This is a genomic window from Streptomyces sp. NPDC101118 (genome assembly GCF_044759445.1).
Lineage (GTDB): Bacteria > Actinomycetota > Actinomycetes > Streptomycetales > Streptomycetaceae > Streptomyces.
This window is the reverse complement of record NZ_JBIVZG010000003.1, coordinates 34,202-52,512: the sequence shown is the minus strand read 5'-3', so window position 1 is coordinate 52,512 and position 18,311 is coordinate 34,202. Positions and strand designations below refer to the sequence as shown.

16 protein-coding genes are annotated in these 18,311 nt (G+C 74.0%); 9 read left to right on the top strand and 7 right to left on the bottom strand.

The window, feature by feature from the left end:
- Positions 1-325 precede the first annotated feature (325 nt).
- From ACIQUQ_RS06255 to ACIQUQ_RS06235, 5 genes are all read left to right on the top strand, one after another.
- Complete coding sequence (locus ACIQUQ_RS06255; protein WP_403971923.1) at positions 326-1,015, top strand: SCO2322 family protein; 690 nt, start codon at positions 326-328, stop codon at positions 1,013-1,015.
- 455 nt (positions 1,016-1,470) lie between these two features.
- Entirely contained in the window at positions 1,471-2,571 is a 1,101-nt protein-coding gene (locus ACIQUQ_RS06250; protein ID WP_403972865.1) for an energy-coupling factor transporter transmembrane protein EcfT, read from the top strand.
- Positions 2,568-4,412 (top strand): ABC transporter ATP-binding protein, encoded by a 1,845-nt coding sequence (locus ACIQUQ_RS06245; RefSeq protein WP_403971921.1) that lies wholly within the window; start codon positions 2,568-2,570, stop codon positions 4,410-4,412. The genes ACIQUQ_RS06250 and ACIQUQ_RS06245 overlap by 4 nt, the downstream gene beginning before the upstream one ends.
- Positions 4,409-5,353 carry an ECF transporter S component gene (locus ACIQUQ_RS06240; RefSeq protein ID WP_403971919.1) on the top strand — a complete coding sequence of 315 codons (945 nt, stop codon included), beginning with the start codon at positions 4,409-4,411 and terminating at the stop codon, positions 5,351-5,353. Before ACIQUQ_RS06245 ends, ACIQUQ_RS06240 begins: the two co-directional genes overlap by 4 nt.
- A gap of 389 nt (positions 5,354-5,742) precedes the next feature.
- Positions 5,743-6,147, top strand: coding sequence for a transglycosylase SLT domain-containing protein (locus ACIQUQ_RS06235; RefSeq protein WP_403971917.1), 405 nt, complete (start codon positions 5,743-5,745; stop codon positions 6,145-6,147).
- Positions 6,148-6,361: 214 nt separating this feature from the next.
- Here ACIQUQ_RS06235 and ACIQUQ_RS06230 read toward each other — a convergent pair whose 3' ends face one another.
- A complete protein-coding gene (locus ACIQUQ_RS06230; RefSeq protein ID WP_403971915.1) occupies positions 6,362-7,531 on the bottom strand; it encodes a steroid 3-ketoacyl-CoA thiolase in 1,170 nt (389 codons plus the stop codon).
- Between the two features lie 312 nt (positions 7,532-7,843).
- Between ACIQUQ_RS06230 and ACIQUQ_RS06225 the strand changes: the two genes are divergently transcribed.
- Positions 7,844-9,085, top strand: a complete 1,242-nt coding sequence (locus ACIQUQ_RS06225) for a cytochrome P450 (RefSeq protein ID WP_403972862.1) — start codon at positions 7,844-7,846, stop codon at positions 9,083-9,085.
- Positions 9,086-9,493: 408 nt separating this feature from the next.
- The gene (locus tag ACIQUQ_RS06220; RefSeq protein WP_403971913.1) at positions 9,494-10,204 is read left to right on the top strand and encodes a hypothetical protein; all 711 of its coding nucleotides are present in this window, start codon (positions 9,494-9,496) and stop codon (positions 10,202-10,204) included.
- A gap of 84 nt (positions 10,205-10,288) precedes the next feature.
- Here ACIQUQ_RS06220 and ACIQUQ_RS06215 read toward each other — a convergent pair whose 3' ends face one another.
- The 4 genes from ACIQUQ_RS06215 to ACIQUQ_RS06200 all read right to left on the bottom strand — a co-directional run bounded on the left by ACIQUQ_RS06215 (position 10,289) and on the right by ACIQUQ_RS06200 (position 13,921).
- On the bottom strand, positions 10,289-10,669 hold the full coding sequence (locus ACIQUQ_RS06215) for a hypothetical protein (RefSeq protein ID WP_403971911.1): 381 nt from the start codon (positions 10,667-10,669) through the stop codon (positions 10,289-10,291).
- Positions 10,666-11,253 (bottom strand): TetR/AcrR family transcriptional regulator, encoded by a 588-nt coding sequence (locus tag ACIQUQ_RS06210; protein ID WP_403971909.1) that lies wholly within the window; start codon positions 11,251-11,253, stop codon positions 10,666-10,668. Before ACIQUQ_RS06210 ends, ACIQUQ_RS06215 begins: the two co-directional genes overlap by 4 nt.
- 71 nt (positions 11,254-11,324) lie before the next feature.
- Positions 11,325-11,840, bottom strand: coding sequence for a hypothetical protein (locus ACIQUQ_RS06205; protein ID WP_403971907.1), 516 nt, complete (start codon positions 11,838-11,840; stop codon positions 11,325-11,327).
- Positions 11,837-13,921, bottom strand: coding sequence for a bifunctional glycosyltransferase 87/phosphatase PAP2 family protein (locus tag ACIQUQ_RS06200; RefSeq protein ID WP_403971905.1), 2,085 nt, complete (start codon positions 13,919-13,921; stop codon positions 11,837-11,839). Before ACIQUQ_RS06200 ends, ACIQUQ_RS06205 begins: the two co-directional genes overlap by 4 nt.
- Positions 13,922-14,278: 357 nt before the next feature.
- Here ACIQUQ_RS06200 and ACIQUQ_RS06195 point away from each other — a divergent pair, with 357 nt between their 5' ends.
- Positions 14,279-14,638 carry an antibiotic biosynthesis monooxygenase family protein gene (locus ACIQUQ_RS06195; protein ID WP_403971903.1) on the top strand — a complete coding sequence of 120 codons (360 nt, stop codon included), beginning with the start codon at positions 14,279-14,281 and terminating at the stop codon, positions 14,636-14,638.
- Between the two features lie 84 nt (positions 14,639-14,722).
- Here ACIQUQ_RS06195 and ACIQUQ_RS06190 read toward each other — a convergent pair whose 3' ends face one another.
- A complete protein-coding gene (locus ACIQUQ_RS06190) occupies positions 14,723-15,136 on the bottom strand; it encodes a nuclear transport factor 2 family protein (protein ID WP_399951848.1) in 414 nt (137 codons plus the stop codon).
- 116 nt (positions 15,137-15,252) lie between these two features.
- On the opposite strand from ACIQUQ_RS06190, the gene ACIQUQ_RS06185 reads away from it, so the two are divergent.
- On the top strand, positions 15,253-15,732 hold the full coding sequence (locus ACIQUQ_RS06185) for a GNAT family N-acetyltransferase (RefSeq protein WP_403972860.1): 480 nt from the start codon (positions 15,253-15,255) through the stop codon (positions 15,730-15,732).
- A 51-nt stretch (positions 15,733-15,783) separates the two neighbouring features.
- Here ACIQUQ_RS06185 and ACIQUQ_RS06180 read toward each other — a convergent pair whose 3' ends face one another.
- A complete protein-coding gene (locus tag ACIQUQ_RS06180) occupies positions 15,784-17,835 on the bottom strand; it encodes a DHA2 family efflux MFS transporter permease subunit (RefSeq protein ID WP_403971900.1) in 2,052 nt (683 codons plus the stop codon).
- Between the last annotated feature and the right edge of the window lie 476 nt (positions 17,836-18,311).

Sequence of the window (18,311 nt, the reverse complement as noted above, 5' to 3'; positions counted from 1 at the left end):
CCGGCGGGCGTGCCACCCCGGTGCTGCGGCCGCGCCCGCGCGCGTGACGACGGCGGCGGCCCCCGCCCACCCGGGCCTCCGCGCACCGCGCCCCGCCGACCCCGCGAGCACGGAACCGCAACACGCCGTCTCCGGACAGCGTGCCGCGCACTCCACGGCACCCGGGCCCGGGGTGCCGACGCCCGGGGACGCGCCCTCCCCCGCTGCCGGCCCCGTCGGCTCCCGACGGGCGACGCGTCCCGCGCCCGGGACGGCACCCGCGCCGAAGCCGGGACCCTCGTGGGCCCCGGCATTCCGCGCCGCGGGCCGCGGCGGGCGGCGGCGCGTGCCGGCGGCCGGCACGGTCCTGGCCCTCCTCCTCGCGCTCGGCGGCGTGTTCACGCTGCTGGGCGCGGGGCCCGCGGTGGCCGCCGGCTACCGCTACTGGTCGTTCTGGGAGGGCACGGACGGGAGCTGGACCTACGCGAGCCAGGGCCCGTCGACGGCCCGCCCCGCCGACGGCTCCGTCCAGGGCTTCCGCTTCGCGGTGAGCAAGGACGCCCCCGACGCCGCGCGGCCCCGCGCCGCCGCCGACTTCCGGGCGGTCTGCGGGTCCACCCCGGCGGCGGCCGGGAAGAAGCGGGTGGCCCTGGTCATCGACTTCGGCATGCCCGCCGACGCGCCCGCGGGCGAGACCCCGCCGCGCGCGGAACCCCGTACCGCCTGCGCGTCCGTGGCGCCGGAGGCCACGACGGCCGAGGCGCTGGCCGCGGTCGCGAAGCCGCTCCGCTACAACAGCGCGGCGCTGCTCTGCGCCATCTCGGGCTACCCCCGGGAGGGCTGCGGCGAGCAGATCGCGGTGCCGGAGGAGAACGGCACCGCCGCGCCCACCGCCACCCCGACGGCACCGGCCCGGTCCTCCGGCACCGACGGCACCACCGGTTCCGGCACGTCCGTGAACCTCCTCATCGGCCTGGCCGCGGTCCTCGCCCTGGGCGCGGCCGCCGTCTGGAAGTCCCGCACCCGCAACCGATGACCGCGTACGACGCACCCCACCCGGCCCCGGACCGGGACGGGGACTCCGCCCCCCACCGGCCGGCACCGGCCCAGGCCCGGGAAACGGCCGCGCACCCGGCGGGAGCCACCCCGGCCCACCGACCGGAAGCCACCCCAGCCCGGAACGCAGCCGCACGCCCAGCCGGAGCCGCACCGGCCCCCCGACCGGAAGCCATCCCGGACCGGGACGCGGCCGCGCGCCCGGTGGGAGCCGGCCCGGCCCCGGGGGCCGGCGCCTCGGACTCCGGCGCGCGCCCCGGGCCGAATTCCACGTCCCCTGCTCCCCGTGCCGAGCCGGACGCCGGGGGCAGGGCGCTCCGCGCCCTGGGATCCTGGCCCGGCCGGGACGGCCGAAGGGCCGGTGGGCACCCCACCACCCCGCACCCGCACGGGCACCCGCACCACCGCCGCCCCGCCTCCAGAACCGCCGGACGGCTGACGGCTCCGGTGGCCGCCCGGAGCAACGCCGTGCACGCCGGTGCCTGGTGGCTGTGGGCGCTCGGCCTCGCCACGGCCGCCAGCCGCACCACGAACCCCCTCCTCCTCGGCCTGGTCGTCGGCACCGCCGGCTACGTCGTCGCCGCCCGCAAGACCGACGCCCCCTGGTCCCGCTCGTACGCGACCTTCCTGAAGTTCGGCCTGGTCGTGATCGCCATCCGTCTGGTCTTCTCCGTGGTCCTGGGCTCCCCCATCCCCGGCACCCACACCCTCCTCACCCTCCCAGAGCTGCCGCTCCCGGACTGGGCCCAGGGCATCCGCATCGGCGGCCGCGTCACCGCCGAGCAGCTGGTCTTCGCCTTCTACGACGGGGCCAAGCTGGCCGCCCTCCTCATCTGCGTGGGCGCCGCCAACGCCCTGGCCAACCCCGCTCGGCTGCTGAAGTCGCTGCCGGCCGCCCTGTACGAGGCGGGCGTGGCCGTCGTCGTGGCCATGACCTTCGCGCCGAACCTGGTCGCGGACGTGGCCCGGCTCCGCCACGCGCGCCGGCTGCGCGGCCGCCCCACCGGCGGGGTGAAGGCGGTCCTCCAGATCGGGATGCCGGTGCTCGAAGGCGCCCTGGAGCGGTCCGTGGCGACGGCCGCCGCGATGGACGCGCGGGGGTACGGCCGTACCGCCCGGGTGCCGGCCGCGGTGCGCCGCCTGACCGCCGTCCTCACGCTCGGCGGCCTGCTCGGCGTGTGCGCCGGCACGTACGGACTGCTGGCCGCGGAAGGCGCCTCGTACGGGCTGCCGGTCCTGCTCGCCGGCCTCGTCCTCGCGCTGGCCGGGCTCCGGCTCGGCGGCCGGCGCAGCCTGCGCACCAGCTACCGGCCCGACCGGTGGGGCGCCCGGTCCTGGCTGATCGCCGGTTCCGGCGCCGCGGTGGCCGCCCTCATGATCCTCGCCGGGTCCTGGGACCCGGAGGCCCTGCGGCCGGGCGTGGTGCCGCTGGCCGCGCCGGCCCTGCCGCTGTGGCCCGCGGCGGCGGTGCTGATCGGCCTGCTCCCGGCCTTCGTGGCCCCCGTACCGCCCCCAGCTCCCGAGGAGTCCCGGTGATCCGCTTCGAGCAGGTGTCCGTCACCTATGAGGACGCGGCCGTCCCCACCCTCCGGGGGGTGGACCTGACCGTGCCCGAGGGCGAGCTGGTGCTGCTGGTGGGGCCGTCCGGCGTCGGCAAGTCGACGCTCCTCGGCACCGTCTCCGGGCTCGTCCCGCACTTCACCGGAGGCACCCTGCGCGGCCGGGTGACGGTCGCGGGACGGGACACGCGCACCCATCCGCCGCGCGAGCTGGCGGACGTCGTCGGCACCGTCGGCCAGGACCCCCTGGCCCACTTCGTCACCGACACGGTCGAGGACGAGCTGGCGTACGGCATGGAGTCCCTCGGCCTGGCCCCGGCGGTGATGCGGCGGCGCGTGGAGGAGACCCTCGACCTGCTGGGCCTGAACGAACTCCGCGACCGCCCGCTCGCCTCCCTCTCCGGCGGCCAGCAGCAGCGCGTGGCGATCGGCTCGGTGCTGACCCCGCACCCGAAGGTCCTCGTCCTCGACGAACCGACCTCGGCGCTCGACCCGGCCGCGGCGGAGGAGGTCCTGGCCGTGCTCCAGCGGCTGGTGCACGACCTGGGCACCACGGTCCTGATGGCCGAGCACCGGCTGGAACGCGTGGTCCAGTACGCCGACCAGGTCGTCCTCCTGCCGGGCCCGGGCCGCGCCCCGGTCATGGGCCCGCCGGCCGACATCATGGCCCTCTCGCCGGTCCACCCCCCGGTGGTCTCCCTGGGCCGCCTGGCCGCCTGGTCCCCCCTCCCCCTCTCCGTCCGCGACGCCCGCCGCCGGTCCGCTCCGCTCCGGTCCCGCCTGTCCGAACTCCCGGCTCCGCCGACCGCAGCAACCGCGGCCCTTGAGGCACCACAGAGCACCAGGCCCGACGCCCCCACCACAGCAACTCCAGCCCCTCCGGCGTTTGAGGAGCGGGGTCCGGGGCGGAGCCCCGGTTTCGGGAAGGGGCGGGTAGGGGAACTCCTCCAGCGGTTCCGCCGCCCCACAGCCACCGGCACCGCGACCACGCCCCGCACGGGACCCGGCACCGACACGCCCCGCACGGGACCCGGCACCCCGGGCAACAACCCGGCACCCGCCCGTACCCGGAACCTGGCGGTACGCCGAACCCGCACCGAAATCCTCCGCGGAATCACCCTCACCCTCGCCCCCGGCGAGATCACCGCCCTCATGGGCCGCAACGGCGCCGGCAAGTCCACCCTCCTCGCCACCCTCGTCGGCCTCCTGGAACCCCACACCGGCGAGGTGACCGTCGGCGGCCGCACGCCCGCCGCCACCCCGCCGGCCCAGATGCTGCGCCACGTCGGCCTCGTACCGCAGGAGCCGCGCGACCTGCTGTACGCCGACACGGTCGCCGCCGAGTGCGCGGCGGCGGACGAGGACGCGCAGGCGGCCCCCGGCACCTGCCGGGACCTGGTCGCCGCACTCCTCCCCGGCGTCCCGGACGACACGCACCCCCGCGACCTCTCCGAGGGCCAGCGGCTGGCGCTCGCGCTGGCGATCGTGCTCACCGGACGGCCCGCCCTGCTGCTGCTCGACGAGCCGACCCGCGGCCTGGACTACGCCGCCAAGGCCCGGCTCGTCGAGGTCCTGCGGGGCCTGGCCGCGGACGGCCACGCGATCCTGCTGGCGACGCACGACGTGGAACTGGCCGCCGAGCTGGCCCACCGGGTGGTGATCCTGGCCGGCGGCGAGATCGTCGCGGACGGACCCACGGCCGAGGTGGTGGTCTCCTCGCCCGCCTTCGCACCGCAGGTGGCGAAGATCCTGGCCCCCGGCCACTGGCTCACGGTCGGCCAGGTCGCCAGGGCCCTCGCACAGGAGCCCACCGCATGACCGGCACCCCCGCCCCCCGCGCCACCCCCACCAACCACGCCACCCCCACCAACCCCACCGCCATTGCCAACACCACCAACCGCACCCACACCACCCACACCACCCGCCCCATCCGCATCGGCCCCCGCGCCGCCACCGCCCTGGTCCTGGTCTCCCTCGTCGGCATCGCCGCATTCGGCTGGCCCCTGCTCGCCGCCCCCGGCTCCGGCATCGCGCACGCCCAGGACGCCCCCTGGCTCTTCGCGGCCCTGCTGCCCCTCCTGGTCGGAGTCGTGGTCGCCACCATCGCCGACGACGGCATCGACGCGAAGGCCGTGGCCATGCTCGGCGTCCTGGCCGCCGTGGGTGCGGCCCTGCGGCCGCTCGGTGCCGGCACCGCCGGCCTGGAGCCGATGTTCTTCCTCATGGTGCTCAGCGGCCGCGTCCTCGGCCCCGGCTTCGGCTTCGTGCTGGGCGCGGTCACGATGTTCGCCTCCGCCCTGCTCACGGGCGGGGTCGGGCCCTGGATGCCGTTCCAGATGCTGGCGCTCGGCTGGTTCGCCATGGGTGCCGGCTTCCTCCCGGCCCCGGACCGGCTGCGCGGCCGGGGCGAGCTGCTGCTGCTCTCCGCGTACGGCTTCCTCGGCGCCTTCGCGTACGGCACCGTCATGAACCTCCAGGGCTGGGTGCTCATCTCGGGGATGGGCACCGGGGTCTCCTTCCGGGCGGGCGACCCGGTGCACGAGAACCTGGTCCGTTTCCTCGCCTACTGCCTGACCACGTCGATGGGCTGGGACCTCGGCCGGGCGGCGCTGACGGTCGTACTGACCGTGACGCTGGGCGGGACGCTGCTCCGCGCGCTGCGCCGGGCCACTCGAAAAGCTGCCTTTGAGACCCCGGTCACCTTCGAATCCGCACCCGGGGGCCCCTCAGACACCCCAAAAAATGTGCATGAACTGTGACGGATCGCGACATCCGGGCCCGAATCCGGTGAGGCGGCCCACAGGACCCAGGTCACATACGAACCGGGATCGTAGTCCCAGCGGCGGCCGCCACCCCCGCCCCGCACCCCCTCCCACCTGCGCGGACGTTGATCGCCCCCGAGGCAGGACCTACTGCCCCGCCTCCGACCGTCCGTAGTAGGAGGGGGTCGTTGCAGCCCTGCAACAGCCCGGCTAAAACTGGATGAGTCGCCGAGCGGCCCGGGTGGTTCACCCCCGGGGCCAACCGCCGGAAGGCAGCCGGGTCCCCAGCGGACCACGGACTGCGCGCACCCCCTCATCTGACGTGAGTGGCTCACGCGTGTCCTCGGCATGCCTGCGACCGTCCTGTTCCCTACGGAAGGTTCTCCGTGTCCAACGCCGTCATCCGCCGCATCGCCGCCAGCAAGAAGACCCTCGCGGGCACCGTCATCGGCCTCACCGCCGCCGGTACCCTCCTGGCCGCGGTTCCGGCCCAGGCCGCCCCCGCGAGCCCCAAGGCGATCGCCCAGCAGATGATCAAGGACCCGGCCCAGTTCGCCGCGTTCAGCAAGATCGTGGAGCACGAGAGCGGCTGGGACTACACCGCCACCAACTCCTCCTCCGGCGCCTACGGCCTGGTCCAGGCCCTGCCGGGGTCGAAGATGTCCTCCGCCGGCTCGGACTGGAAGACCAACCCGGCCACCCAGATCAAGTGGGGTCTGGACTACATGAACGAGCGCTACGGCTCCCCGGTCGGCGCCTGGAACTTCTGGCAGGCCAACCACTGGTACTAAGCCGCCGCACAGCCGGCAGGCGACCAGCAGAGCGTGGCGTCAGCAGACCACGGCGCCGGCGGACCGCAGCCTCAGCGGACCACCGACGCACGAAGGCCCCGGTGGCCGGCCTCCCCAGGCCGGCCACCGGGGCCTTCCCCCATCCCCAGGGGCTACGGGCGGCTCGGCGGCCCGGCACCGAAGCCGGCACACCCGGCACCGGCGCCGCCGCCGGTCAGAGCCGCTGGATGATCGTCCCGGTGGCCAGCGCCCCGCCCGCACACATGGTGACCAGCGCGAACTCCTTGTCGCGCCGCTCCAGCTCGTGCAGGGCGGTGGTGATCAGGCGGGCCCCGGTGGCGCCGACCGGGTGGCCGAGGGCGATGGCACCGCCGTTGACGTTGACCTTCTCCAGGTCCTGGTCGAAGACCTTGGCCCAGCTGAGGACCACGGAGGCGAAGGCCTCGTTGATCTCGACCAGGTCGATGGCCTTCAGCGACATCCCGGCCTTGCCCAGCACGGCCCGGGTGGCGTCGATCGGCCCGTCGAGGTGGAAGTGCGGGTCGGAGCCGACCAGCGCCTGGGCGACGATCCGGGCGCGCGGCTTCAGCTTGAGGGCGCGGGCCATCTTGCGCGAGGCCCACATCACGGCCGCGGCGCCGTCGGAGATCTGCGAGGAGTTGCCGGCGGTGTGGATGGCGGTCGGCATCACGGGCTTGAGACGGGCCAGCGCCTCCATGGAGGTGTCGCGCAGCCCCTCGTCCCGGTCGACCAGCCGCCACATGCCCTGTCCGGCGCGCTGTTCGTCCTCGGTGGTGGGCACCTGGACCGCGAACGTCTCCCGCTTGAAGCGCTCCTCGGCCCAGGCCACGGCCGCCCGCTCCTGCGAGAGCACGCCGAGCCGGTCGACGTCCTCGCGGGTCAGGCCGCGGTGGCGGCCGATGCGCTCGGCGGCCTCGAACTGGTTGGGGAGGTCGACGTTCCACTCGTCCGGCCAGGGCTTGCCGGGTCCGTGCTTGGACCCGGAGCCGAGGGGGACGCGGCTCATGGCCTCGACGCCGCAGGCGATGCCGATGTCCATGACGCCGCTGGAGATCATGTTGGCGACCATGTGGTTGGCCTGCTGCGAGCTGCCGCACTGGCAGTCCACGGTGGTGGCGGCGGTCTCGTACGGCAGGCCCATGGCGAGCCAGGCGTTGCGCGCGGGGTTCATCGACTGCTCGCCGGCGTGGGTGACCGTGCCGCCGACGATCTGCTCGACGCAGTCGGGCTGGATGCCGGTGCGGGCGAGCACCTCGCGGTAGGTCTCGCCCAGCAGGTAGGCCGGATGGAGGTTCGCGAGTGCGCCTCCGCGTTTGCCGATGGGCGTGCGTACGGCTTCGACGATGACGGGTTCCGCGGCCATGAGCTCGTCCTCTCCTCCACAGCGGGCGGGCCGTCCCGGCGGCTCGCGGCAGCTGTGTGTCGTGTCGTCCCTGTCCGGGCCCGAATCGGCGGACGGCCCGAACCCCCCGAACTAGTACGCGTTCTAGTTCTCCCCGCAGTCTTATGACCGGAACCCCGGCTACGCAAGGGTCTTGCGCGGGACTGCACGATTTCCGCACGCGCGGGGAGGGCGGCCGCGGGTAACAGTCCACGCCGCAGGCCTTGTCACTTCTAGAACTCGTTACTACCTTCAAGCCAACTTCTGATGGGCCGTCAGACTTTGGAGTTGCCGATGCCCTGCCCCGCGCTGCCCGAAGGCTTCGACGCCACGGACCCCGACCTCCTCCAAGCCCGCGTCCCCTTTCCGGAGTTCGCCCGGCTGCGGCAGACCGCGCCCGTCTGGTGGTGCCCGCAGCCGCGCGGCATCACCGGCTTCGACGACGAGGGCTACTGGGCCGTCACCCGGCACGCGGACGTCAAGTACGTCTCCACGCACCCGGAGTTGTTCTCCTCCACCACGAACACCGCGATCATCCGCTTCAACGAGCACATCCAGCGCGAGCAGATAGATGCCCAGCGCCTGATCATGCTGAACATGGACCCGCCCGAGCACACCCGGGTCCGCCAGATCGTCCAGCGCGGCTTCACCCCGCGCTCGATCCGCGCCCTGGAGGACACCCTGCGCGAGCGGGCGCGGCGGATCGTCGCGGAGGCCAAGGCCGGCGCGGGCGACGGCAGCTTCGACTTCGTCACCAAGATCGCGTGCGAGCTGCCGCTCCAGGCCATCGCCGAGCTCATCGGCGTCCCCCAGGAGGACCGCTCCAAGCTCTTCGACTGGTCGAACAAGATGATCGCGTACGACGACCCGGAGTACGCGATCACCGAGGAGGTCGGCGCCCAGTCGGCCATGGACCTCATCGCCTACGCGATGAACATGTCGGCCGACCGCAAGCAGTGCCCCGCCAAGGACATCGTGACCCAGCTCGTCGCCGCCGAGGGGCAGGGCAACCTCAGCTCGGACGAGTTCGGCTTCTTCGTCCTCGTGCTGGCCGTCGCGGGCAACGAAACCACCCGCAACGCCATCAGCCACGGCATGCACGCCTTCCTCACCCACCCCGACCAGTGGGAGCTGTACAAGCGGGAGCGGCCGTCCACCGCTGCCGAGGAGATCGTCCGCTGGGCAACGCCGGTGGTCTCCTTCCAGCGCACCGCCACCCAGGACACCGAGCTCGGCGGCCAGAAGATCCGGGCGGGCGACCGCGTCGGGATGTTCTACTCCTCCGCCAACCACGACCCGGACGTGTTCGAGAACCCCGAGGTCTTCGACATCACCCGCGACCCCAACCCCCACCTGGGCTTCGGGGGCGGCGGACCGCACTTCTGCCTCGGCAAGTCGCTGGCCGTCCTGGAGATCGACCTGATCTTCAACGCCCTGGCCGACGCCCTGCCGGACCTCAGGCTGACGGGCGAGCCGCGGCGGCTGCGCGCCGCGTGGCTGAACGGCATCAAGGAACTCCAGGTCAGCCACGGCTGACCCGGGTCCCGGCGGCAGGGGCCACCACCTCCCACGCCCCGGCCCCTGCCGCCCGCGCGTCCGCCGCCGAGTCGCCCCCGGGCGCGGCGCCGCGCGGGCGCCCGGACACACGCGCCCACCCGGGCCCGCATACGGGCACGCGTGCCGGGACCGCGACCCGGGCGCACCCGTTCGGGTGGCGGTCCGGCCCGAACGGGGCGATCCTTACGTCAGCGGCGATCCAGCCGGAAGGGGCGCCGGGGCAGCTGTGCCCCGGCGCCCCTTCCGGCACACCCAAAGCGTTACCCGCTCTCCTCTTCCCCGTGTCCTGGCCCGGTTAGGTTTCCCCGAGCAACAAAAGGCCCGCGCCCGCACCGCCCGTGCCCGCCCGGCCGGTTCCGGCCGCCACCACCGAGGGGAAACCGCCTGATGCGCCCGAGCCGCGCCCTCACCGCCGCCGCGGCGGCGGTCGCCGTCCTGCTGCCCGGCGTCACCGGGTGCGCGCCGGAGGGCGGGGCGGAGGCCCGTACCCCCTCGGCCCCGGCCACCGCGTCGCCGCAGGCCACCGCATCCCCGACGGCGTCCTCCGCTTCCTCCGCCTCCTCCGCCCCGGCAGCTCCGGCCGCGAGCACCCCGGCCCCGCACACGCCCGCGGCGCGTCCGTCGGCCGGCACCCCGGCACCGTCGAAGAGCCCGTCCCGGCCGCCCGTGCCGACGTACCTCTCGATGTCCCTGTCCGCGCCCGGCGGGCAGCTCTCGCTGAAGCCGGGCGGGCCGGGGCAGGAGTTCACGGTCACCCTGCGGAACGGCAACACCCGGTCGTACCGGAGCCTGCTGCTCGCCTTCCAGCTGGAGATCATGCCGGGCGGTACGGGCGGCTGGGTCCTGGAGCGCTGGGACCGCGCCGCCGGCAGCTGGCGCCACGCCGACCTGCGGATCGCGAACGACGTGATGCCGCCCTCGATGTACGCGGGCGGCAGCTCCCTCGCCCGGGACGCGGTCTCCGTACGCCGCTACCGCCTCCGCGCCGAGACCGGCGCCGCCCCCGGCCCGAACCCGCTGATGGTCTCGCTGATCGACACCGCCCACGACACCCGCCACTCGTACGCGTACGTGCCCCAGACCACCCTGGCCCCCTGAGCCCCGCACTCCCGGTGATCGTGAGGGCGTGAGCGGCTCCGAGCGGGAGCGGGCCGCGGCGCCCTGCACCACTCGGGGCCGTCGCTACGCGGCGCCCGCCGCGGTCAGGACCGCGACCGGCAGGAGCAGGATCCACTGCGGCAGCCGGAGCAGTGGCTTCGGCCAGCCGACCGACAGCGAGACGACCAGGAAGGCGACCGCGTACGCGACGAAGTGCGCAGCCACGAACCACGCCATCGGGCCGGTCGCCGACGCGTCGTCCGCCGCCGCGAGGCAGACCAGGGCTGCTGCGGAGAGCACCAGGTCGACGCTCACCATGTGCCACACGGCGTGGAGGACGCGCTTGGGTTCGTCCGCGAGTCCGCAGGACAGCAGCGGGCGGACCACGTCCCGGTGTCCGGCGACGATGTGCACTGCGGCCACGGCGAACGCGGTGATGCCCGCGGCGAGAAGCCAGCCGTTCACCGGATCCCGACCCCTTCGACGATGACGGCAGCCAGCCGCCCGGCCAGCCGGGGGTCGGGGCGTTCCCCGACCAGGCCTACGTGGAAGAACACGGCTCCGGCCAGCGTGTCCAGGACCAGATCCACGGGAGTGCCGGCCGCGATCTCCCCGCGCGTCACGGCGCGCTCGAAGACGATCTGCAGCCGCTCCTTCGACGGGGCCAGGAAGTCGCTTCGGATGCGCGCCTGCAACACCGGATCGGCGGCGAAGTCGGCGAGCAGCCCGGGGAGCGCCGCCGCCGCGGCCGGTGCGTGGAACTCGTCGACCAGGCTCTGCACCAGTGCGGTCAGGTCCGCCGTCAGCGTTCCGGTGTCCGGAACCGGAGCATGGTCGGTGGTCGTGAACAGGGCCTCGAAGACCAGTTCCGGCTTCCCCCGCCACCGCCGGTAGACGGTGTCCTTGCCGACACCGGCCCGGGCGGCCACCGCTCCGATCGAGGTCGCGGCGTAGCCGACCTCGATCACCAGCTCCGTGACCGCGCCGACGATGGCCTGGTGCGAGCGGGGATCCCTGGGGCGTCCCCTGGAGGACGGAGAAGAGCTCATGCAATTTACGATACGGGTCGACCCGTATGGGAATCAATCGTTCAACCGCGGCAACTTTCGCTCGGGACCGGTCAGTGCGTGCGCCTGCCGGCCGGGCCCCGGCGGCGGGTGTGGATCACCAGGCCGGCGAAGACCAGGACAGACGTGATGGCCCCGATCAGGGTGCCGCCGCGGAACCAGGGGGCCTCCACGTCCATGGTCCGCTGGCCGGCGTGGGCGGCGCTGCCGTTGCCGACGACCACGCTGAGCGTCCACAGGTTCGGCAGCGCCAGCAGCAGCGCCAGGGCCAGCCAGCCCGCGGTGGCCTTCGGGGACCTGCGGCGGCGCAGCCCGGTCCAGGCCACCAGCAGGGGCAGCAGGGTGCAGAAGATCCCGAAGGCCAGGCCCAGGAAGAGGCCGGTGGCGAGGCTGCCGTCGACCGCGTCGCCGATGCGGTGGGCCCACCATCGCGGGACCGTCGCCGCCAGGACGAAGTAGCCGACGACCACCACGGCCAGGGCCCCGCCGCCGAGCAGGGCCCGCCTGCGCCAGTCGGGCCCTGCGGAGGCCGTGCCCCGCGCCACCGTGCCCTGCCGCCGTGCGCTCATGATCCGATGCTGGCACCGGACCGCCGCCCGCGCAGCGCGGGCGGTACGGAGGCCAGGAGGTCCCCGCCCGGCGGCGCGGGCGCGGGTCCGCTGCCGCGGGGACCCGACAGCACGTACACCAGGCCGAAGCCGGCGGCCACGACGGCCGCGCCCCCGACGGCGTCCAGGACCCAGTGGTTGGCCGTGGCCACGATCGCGCAGAGCGTGACCGCCGGGTGCACCAGGCCCAGGGCCTTCTGCCAGGGCCGGCGGGCCAGTGCGAAGACCACCAGCCCGCACCACAGCGCCCAGCCGAAGTGCAGCGAGGGCATCGCCGCGTACTGGTTGGAGATCGCGGTCATGGCGCCGTACTGCGGATCGGCCAGGTCCTGCGGTCCGTGCACGGTGTCGATGAAGCCGAGCCCGGGCATCAGGCGCGGCGGCGCCAGCGGGTAGAGCCAGAACCCGGCGAGGGCCAGGACGGTGGCCAGCCCGAGGGAGGCCCGGGCCCAGCGGTAGTCGCCCGGGCTGCGCCGGTAGAGCAGCGCCAGGACCGCCAGCGGCACGACGAAGTGGAAGGACGTGTAGTAGAAGTCGAAGAAGCCCCTCAGCAAGGGTTGGTCCACGACCGCGTGGTTGACGGCGTGTTCGATGTCGATGCCGAGCCGGCCCTCCAGGGAGTGGATCCGGCGTCCGTGGCCCTCGGCGAGGGCTCGGCTGTCGGGGGCCGCGGCGCGGATGTGCGAGTAGAGCGAGTAGCCGACCCGGATCAGCAGCAGTTCGAGCAGCAGGTTGGGGCGGCTGAGCACGCGGCGCCAGAACGGCAGCAGCGGTATTCGCGACCACCGGGCCGGGGCGGGCGGCGCGTACGCGGTGGGGACCGGGTGGTGCCAGTGGGGCGACGTACGCGGCAGGAACGGGACCGCGCAGGCGGCGGCGAGGGCCGCGAGGAGCAGCACGTTGTCCCGTACGGGCGCCAGCACCGCGAGGTTCGGCAGCAGGACGTCGCTGGGCAGTGTCATGACCAGGACCACGGTCACCGGCCACACGGCCCGGTCGGCGGCGCGGGTGCCGACCTTGCCCGCGGCCGCGAGCAGCACCCAGAGCAGCTGGTGCTGCCAGCCCCCGGGTGAGACGGCGACCGCGACGCAGCCGGTGAGCGCGACGGCGAGCAGCGGCTGCCCGTCGTGGGCGTACCGGACGGCGCGGCGCAGGCCGAGGAGGCAGACGGCGGCGGCGAGCAGGCCGAGGAGGCCCGTCTCCAGGGGGCCGGAGAGGCCCAGGCGCAGGAGCGCGCCGTGCAGGGACTGGTTCGCGGGACTGTCCGCCCGGTCGCCGAGGCCGGTTCCGGCGAGGTGGTGCACCCAGTACGTCCACGAGTCGCGCGGCAGCGCGGCCCAGGCGAGGGCGGAGCCGGCCGCGAAGGTGACGGCGGTGGACCGGGCCGCGGTGCGGCGGCCGGTGGACCAGAGCAGCGGGACGAAGAGGAGGAGGGCGGGCTGGAGGGCCGCCCCGAGGCCGACGAGGAGGCCGGAGGTCCGCTCGCCGGGCACCCGCAGACAGCCGGACAGCACGAGCAGGACGGGGATGATGCTGGTCTGGCCGAGGGTGAAGGTGCCGCGGACGGGCAGCGAGACCATCGTCAGGGCGATGGCGACGGGCGCGGCGAGCAGGGCCGTGCGGCGGGGCACCGGGCCGGGGAGCGAGCGCGCCGCGACCAGGCCGACGGCGGCGACGAGCAGCAGGGTGCCGAAGGTCCAGGCGACGCCGAGGGCCTGCTGGGCGGAGCTGGTCAGGGGGCTGAGGACGAGTCCGGAGAAGGGCGTGCCGGTGAAGCGGGGGCCGTCGACGGCCTCGTACAGGCCCCCGGAGACGTGCAGGCCTCCGGAGACGTGCAGGACGCCGTTCTCGCCGATCCAGGTGTCCGGGTCGGTGAGGCGGCGGCCGGGTGGCAGCCGGAGCGCCGAGGCGGCCTGACGAACCGCCAGGAGGGCGGCGAGCAGCCAGAGTACGGCGCGTGCCGCCGTCAGCCGGGGGTCTGCGCCGAGGGCCGCGGCCGCGGCAGGCCCGTTCACAGCGTTGTGGTCCGCCGCGTCAGCCACGCGCCATCGGCCTCCTGCCGTAGTGCCCTGTCGGGAATGCTCGGACGACGATAGTGCGGGGGCCCGCCCACACCGGACCAAACTTCCCGTTCCGCCCACCTCGCCCGCCCCGCGGAACGCCGACTTCCGACCGTGGCCCGGGTGCCGCTGCGGCCGGGAACGCACCGGCCAGAGGGGGTGCCGGGCCCCGCGCGCGGCGTGTCGGGTCGCCGCCCGGCCGGTCCCGGAAGGGCGGTCAACGGGTCCGCACACACCACCCGACCGTGCACAGCGTCCCCCTGACGGAGCATCGGCCGTGCGTCCCGCCGGACCCCCTCCGTACGGCGTCCCGATGCCGCCTCCGGCAAGATGGGCGGCATGAGCATCGTCAAGATCAATGTGCTGACCGTGCCGGACGAGCAGCGGGAGGTCCTGGAGAAGCGCTTCGCCTCGCGCGCCGGGTCCGTCGAGAACTCCGACGGCTTCGAGTGGTTCGAGCTGCTGCGCCCGGTCGAGGGCACGGACACCTACCTCGTGTACACGCGCTGGCGTGACGAAGCGGCCTTCCAGGCCTGGATGGAGGGTCCCATGAAGGCCGCCCACCAGGGTGGGGCGGGCGGGTCCCCGGAGGGCGCGGGTGCGGGTGCGGGTACGGGCGAGCGCCCCAAGCCGGCCGCGTCCGCGTCGACGCTGTGGTCGTTCGAGGTCGTCCAGCAGGCGGCGCCGAAGCAGGGCTGACGCCCGGTCCGGCCCCCTGCGCCCCTGCGCCCCCGCCCGGTGGACGGGCGGGGGCGCAGGGGCGTGTCAGGGCCGGGGGCGGGGTCAGGACTTGGCCTTCGGGGGTCCCCAGAAGGCGTTCTCCTCGTCGATGTCCTCGGTGCACCCGTCGATGTCCGTGACCTTTCCTCCCACGATGGTGAAGAACAGTCCCTGCCGGATCTCCAGGCCGTGGTCCCCGCGGTCGGCCCGGGAGGTGTGGAAGGCCATCACGTGCCCGCGCCCGTCGGCGAGCACCGATTCGACCTGTACCTGCATCGTGCCGTTGGTCTCCCTGCCGAGCGTGCGGTACAGCTCCAGAACCGCTTCGCGGCCCTTGTGGTGGCCCGAGATCAGGTTGTTGCCGGGAACGTGGTGGACGACGTCCGCCGTCAGCAGCGAGGACAGCATGTCCATGTCCCCGTTGGCGAACGCCAGGTAGCCGCGACGCACCAGGGCCGCATCCGGATGCTCCGACATGGCGGTTCACACCCTTCCATCCGTTGATTTGGCGGTTTTTCCTATCATCCGTCCGGCCCTGTGGATATTCCACGCGGCGGCTGGGCGCGGGCGCCCATGATGGCGGCATGAACGCGATGAACTGGACCGTTGCCCCCGAATCCTTCGCCACCCCCGACGCCGCCGAGCTGCGGCGGGCCTATCTCGCGGAAGTGGCCGGCCGGTACTGGGGCAGACCCGTCACCGACGCCGAACTCGACCAGGGCCTCGCCGACGATCCCGCCGACGGGCTCGTCCGGCCCACGGGCGAGTTCGTGGTCGGCCGGTACGACGGGAGGCCGGGCGCGTGTGCCGGGCTGCGGATGCTGGACGCCGGCACGGCCGAGCTGACGCGGGTGTACGTACGCCCCGAGCTGCGCGGCACGGGCGGCGGCGGGGCCCTGCTGACGGCCCTGGAGGAGGCGGCGCGGTCCCTGGGCGCGGAGCGCATACGCCTGGACACGCGGAACGACCTGGTGGAGGCGCGCGGCCTCTACGCCAAGCACGGGTACGTGGAGATACCGGCGTACAACTCCGGTCCCTACGCGGAGCACTGGTTCGAGAAGCGTCTGGTCTGACGGCCTCCGACGGGCGGGCAGTCCCTTCCGGTGTCGGGGTCGGGCCGGGGGTCAGTGGGCCGCGTGGTCCCGGCGCGCGAGCCTGTCGTAGGGCTCCTCCGCGTCGGAGCCGCACAGCTCGACGTTGAGCTGCTCGACCAGCTTGACCAGGTCCGTGGGCCGGTCCGGGCCCCACCAGTCGCCGAGCAGTTCGGCGAGGGACTCCTGCCGTGCGTCGGAGAGCCGTGCGGCGGTCTCGCGACCCGGGTCGGTGAGCACCAGCGGCAGTCCCACGCGGACCGCGAGCCCCCGCTCCTCGACCTCGCGCGCCGCGTCCGTGATGACGTGCAGCGGGACCGAGGTGCGCTCCGCGAGCACCGCCGGCTCGGCCGAGCCGTACTTGTTGATGCGCAGCAGCAGCCAGCTGGAGGCGGGCAGCAGGTCGTAGCCGGCCTTGGCGGTGATCTTCTCGTAGACGTGCTTGCGGCCCTCGCGCGTGCCCAGCACCGACAGGGCCCGGGCCACCTCGTCGTGGGAGCTGCGCTGCACGGGGTTGGAGGCGAGCGTCTCGCTGACGTCGGGTGCGGTGACCGAGGTCCGGAGCTTGTCCTCCCTGAGGAACCAGGCCACCGCGAAGGCGACCAGGACCACGGGCACGGCGTAGAGGAAGACGTCGGTGATGGCGGTGGCGTAGGCGTCCAGCACCCGGGGCTGGAGGTCGGCGGGGAGTCCGGAGACGGCCCGGGGGTCGGCTTCGAGGCTGCCGACGGTGCCGGGGGGCAGCGGCCGGCCCGCCAGGCTCTCGTTGAGCTCGTCGTCGAGGCCGTTGGTGAAGACCGTGCCGAAGATGGCCACGCCGAAGGAGGCGCCGATGGAGCGGAAGAAGGTGGCACCCGAGGTCGCGACCCCGAGGTCGGAGTAGCTGACGGCGTTCTGCACCACCAGCACCAGCACCTGCATCACGAGGCCGAGTCCGGTGCCGAAGACGAAGAAGTAGACGCTCATCTCCCAGGTGGACGTGGTGCGCTCCAACTGGTGGAGGAGGAGCAGGCCGACGGCGGTCACGCCGGTGCCGGCGATGGGGAAGACCTTCCAGCGGCCGGTGCGGCTGACGATCTGCCCGGACGCGGTGGAGGCGATCAGCATGCCGAGGACCATCGGCAGCATGTGGACGCCGGACATGGTGGGCGAGACGCCCTGGACGACCTGGAGGAACGTGGGGAGGTAGACCATCGCCCCGAACATCGCGAAGCCGACGATGAAGCTGATCACCGAGCACAGGGTGAAGGTGCGGATGGCGAAAAGCTTCAGGGGCAGCACCGGCTCCGCCGCCCGGCGCTCCACGAAGACGAAGGCCACCAGCAGCACGGCGCCCAGCACGGCCAGGCCGATGATCATGGCCGAGCCCCAGCCCCAGGTGCCGCCGAGGGAGGCCACCAGCACCAGACAGGTGGCGACGGACGCGATGAGGACGGTGCCGAGGTAGTCGATGGTGTGGCGCTCCGCGCGCACCGGGATGTGCAGGACCGCCGCGATCACGACGAGGGCGACGATGCCGATGGGGAGGTTGATGTAGAAGACCCAGCGCCAGCTGAGGTGGTCCACGAACAGGCCGCCCAGCAGCGGGCCGAGGACACTCGTGGCACCGAAGACCGCGCCGAAGAGGCCCTGGTACTTGCCGCGCTCCCGGGGCGGGACGATGTCGCCGACGATCGCCATCGACAGCACGATCAGTCCGCCGCCGCCCAGACCCTGCAGGGCGCGGAAGCCGATCAGCTGCGGCATGTTCTGCGCGAGCCCGCAGAGCGCCGACCCGATCAGGAACAGGACGATGGCCCCCTGGAAGAGCTTCTTGCGCCCGTACTGGTCGCCCAGCTTGCCCCAGAGCGGGGTCGCCGCCGTGGAGGCCAGCATGTAGGCGGTGACGACCCAGGAGAGGTGTTCCATGCCGCCGAGGTCGCTGACGATCGTCGGCAGCGCGGTGGAGACGATGGTCTGGTCGAGTGCGGCGATCAGCAGGCCCAGCAGCAGGGCTCCGATCGCGACGAGCACGCTGCGCTGGGTGTGCTCCGCGCCGGGTCCGCCGCCGGGGTCCAGGGGTGTGGGGGCCACTTCCTGAGCCATGGACTCCTCCTCAGCGCAGATCCACATCTCCATCCTGGGGGGTGTGTCCGGTTATGGCCTGTCGGACGGTTGGGCGGACCCCGCCGGGTCTGCATAATCGCTGGCAGTTGCCAGGGAGGGGATCCGTCAGTGAGCGCAGAGCGCTGTCCGGTTTGCGATGCTGCCAGAGGTGGCTGCGCGTGCGCACCGGCCACGGGCATGGACCCCCTCCGCATCCGCCCGTACGTGACGAGGCCCGTCCGCCCGCCCCACGACCCCGACGCCACACCCCCACCCCGCCTCCTGGGCGTGGTCCAGCCCCCGCCGTCCTGGCCCACCGACCCGCACCCCCTGACGCCCCCCGCGTGGACCCCGGCAGCCGCCCCCTCCTGGCCCACGCCCGGCACCCCGGAAACGGAACCCGGCCGCAACCCGTCCACGAGCCCGGAAGCCGACCCCGCCTGGGGCCCCTCCGGCACCTCGGCAGCGGACCCCGC

Excerpts from the sequence above, each read along its gene's own strand:
- ACIQUQ_RS06240 (WP_403971919.1), top strand. The coding sequence starts at position 4,409 with ATGACCGGCACCCCCGCCCCCCGCGCCACCCCCACCAACCACGCCACC.
- ACIQUQ_RS06230 (WP_403971915.1), bottom strand. The coding sequence starts at position 7,531 with ATGGCCGCGGAACCCGTCATCGTCGAAGCCGTACGCACGCCCATCGGC.
- ACIQUQ_RS06225 (WP_403972862.1), top strand. The coding sequence starts at position 7,844 with ATGCCCTGCCCCGCGCTGCCCGAAGGCTTCGACGCCACGGACCCCGAC.
- ACIQUQ_RS06220 (WP_403971913.1), top strand. The coding sequence starts at position 9,494 with ATGCGCCCGAGCCGCGCCCTCACCGCCGCCGCGGCGGCGGTCGCCGTC.
- ACIQUQ_RS06210 (WP_403971909.1), bottom strand. The coding sequence starts at position 11,253 with ATGAGCTCTTCTCCGTCCTCCAGGGGACGCCCCAGGGATCCCCGCTCG.
- ACIQUQ_RS06205 (WP_403971907.1), bottom strand. The coding sequence starts at position 11,840 with ATGAGCGCACGGCGGCAGGGCACGGTGGCGCGGGGCACGGCCTCCGCA.
- ACIQUQ_RS06195 (WP_403971903.1), top strand. The coding sequence starts at position 14,279 with ATGAGCATCGTCAAGATCAATGTGCTGACCGTGCCGGACGAGCAGCGG.
- ACIQUQ_RS06190 (WP_399951848.1), bottom strand. The coding sequence starts at position 15,136 with ATGTCGGAGCATCCGGATGCGGCCCTGGTGCGTCGCGGCTACCTGGCG.
- ACIQUQ_RS06185 (WP_403972860.1), top strand. The coding sequence starts at position 15,253 with ATGAACTGGACCGTTGCCCCCGAATCCTTCGCCACCCCCGACGCCGCC.
- ACIQUQ_RS06180 (WP_403971900.1), bottom strand. The coding sequence starts at position 17,835 with ATGGCTCAGGAAGTGGCCCCCACACCCCTGGACCCCGGCGGCGGACCC.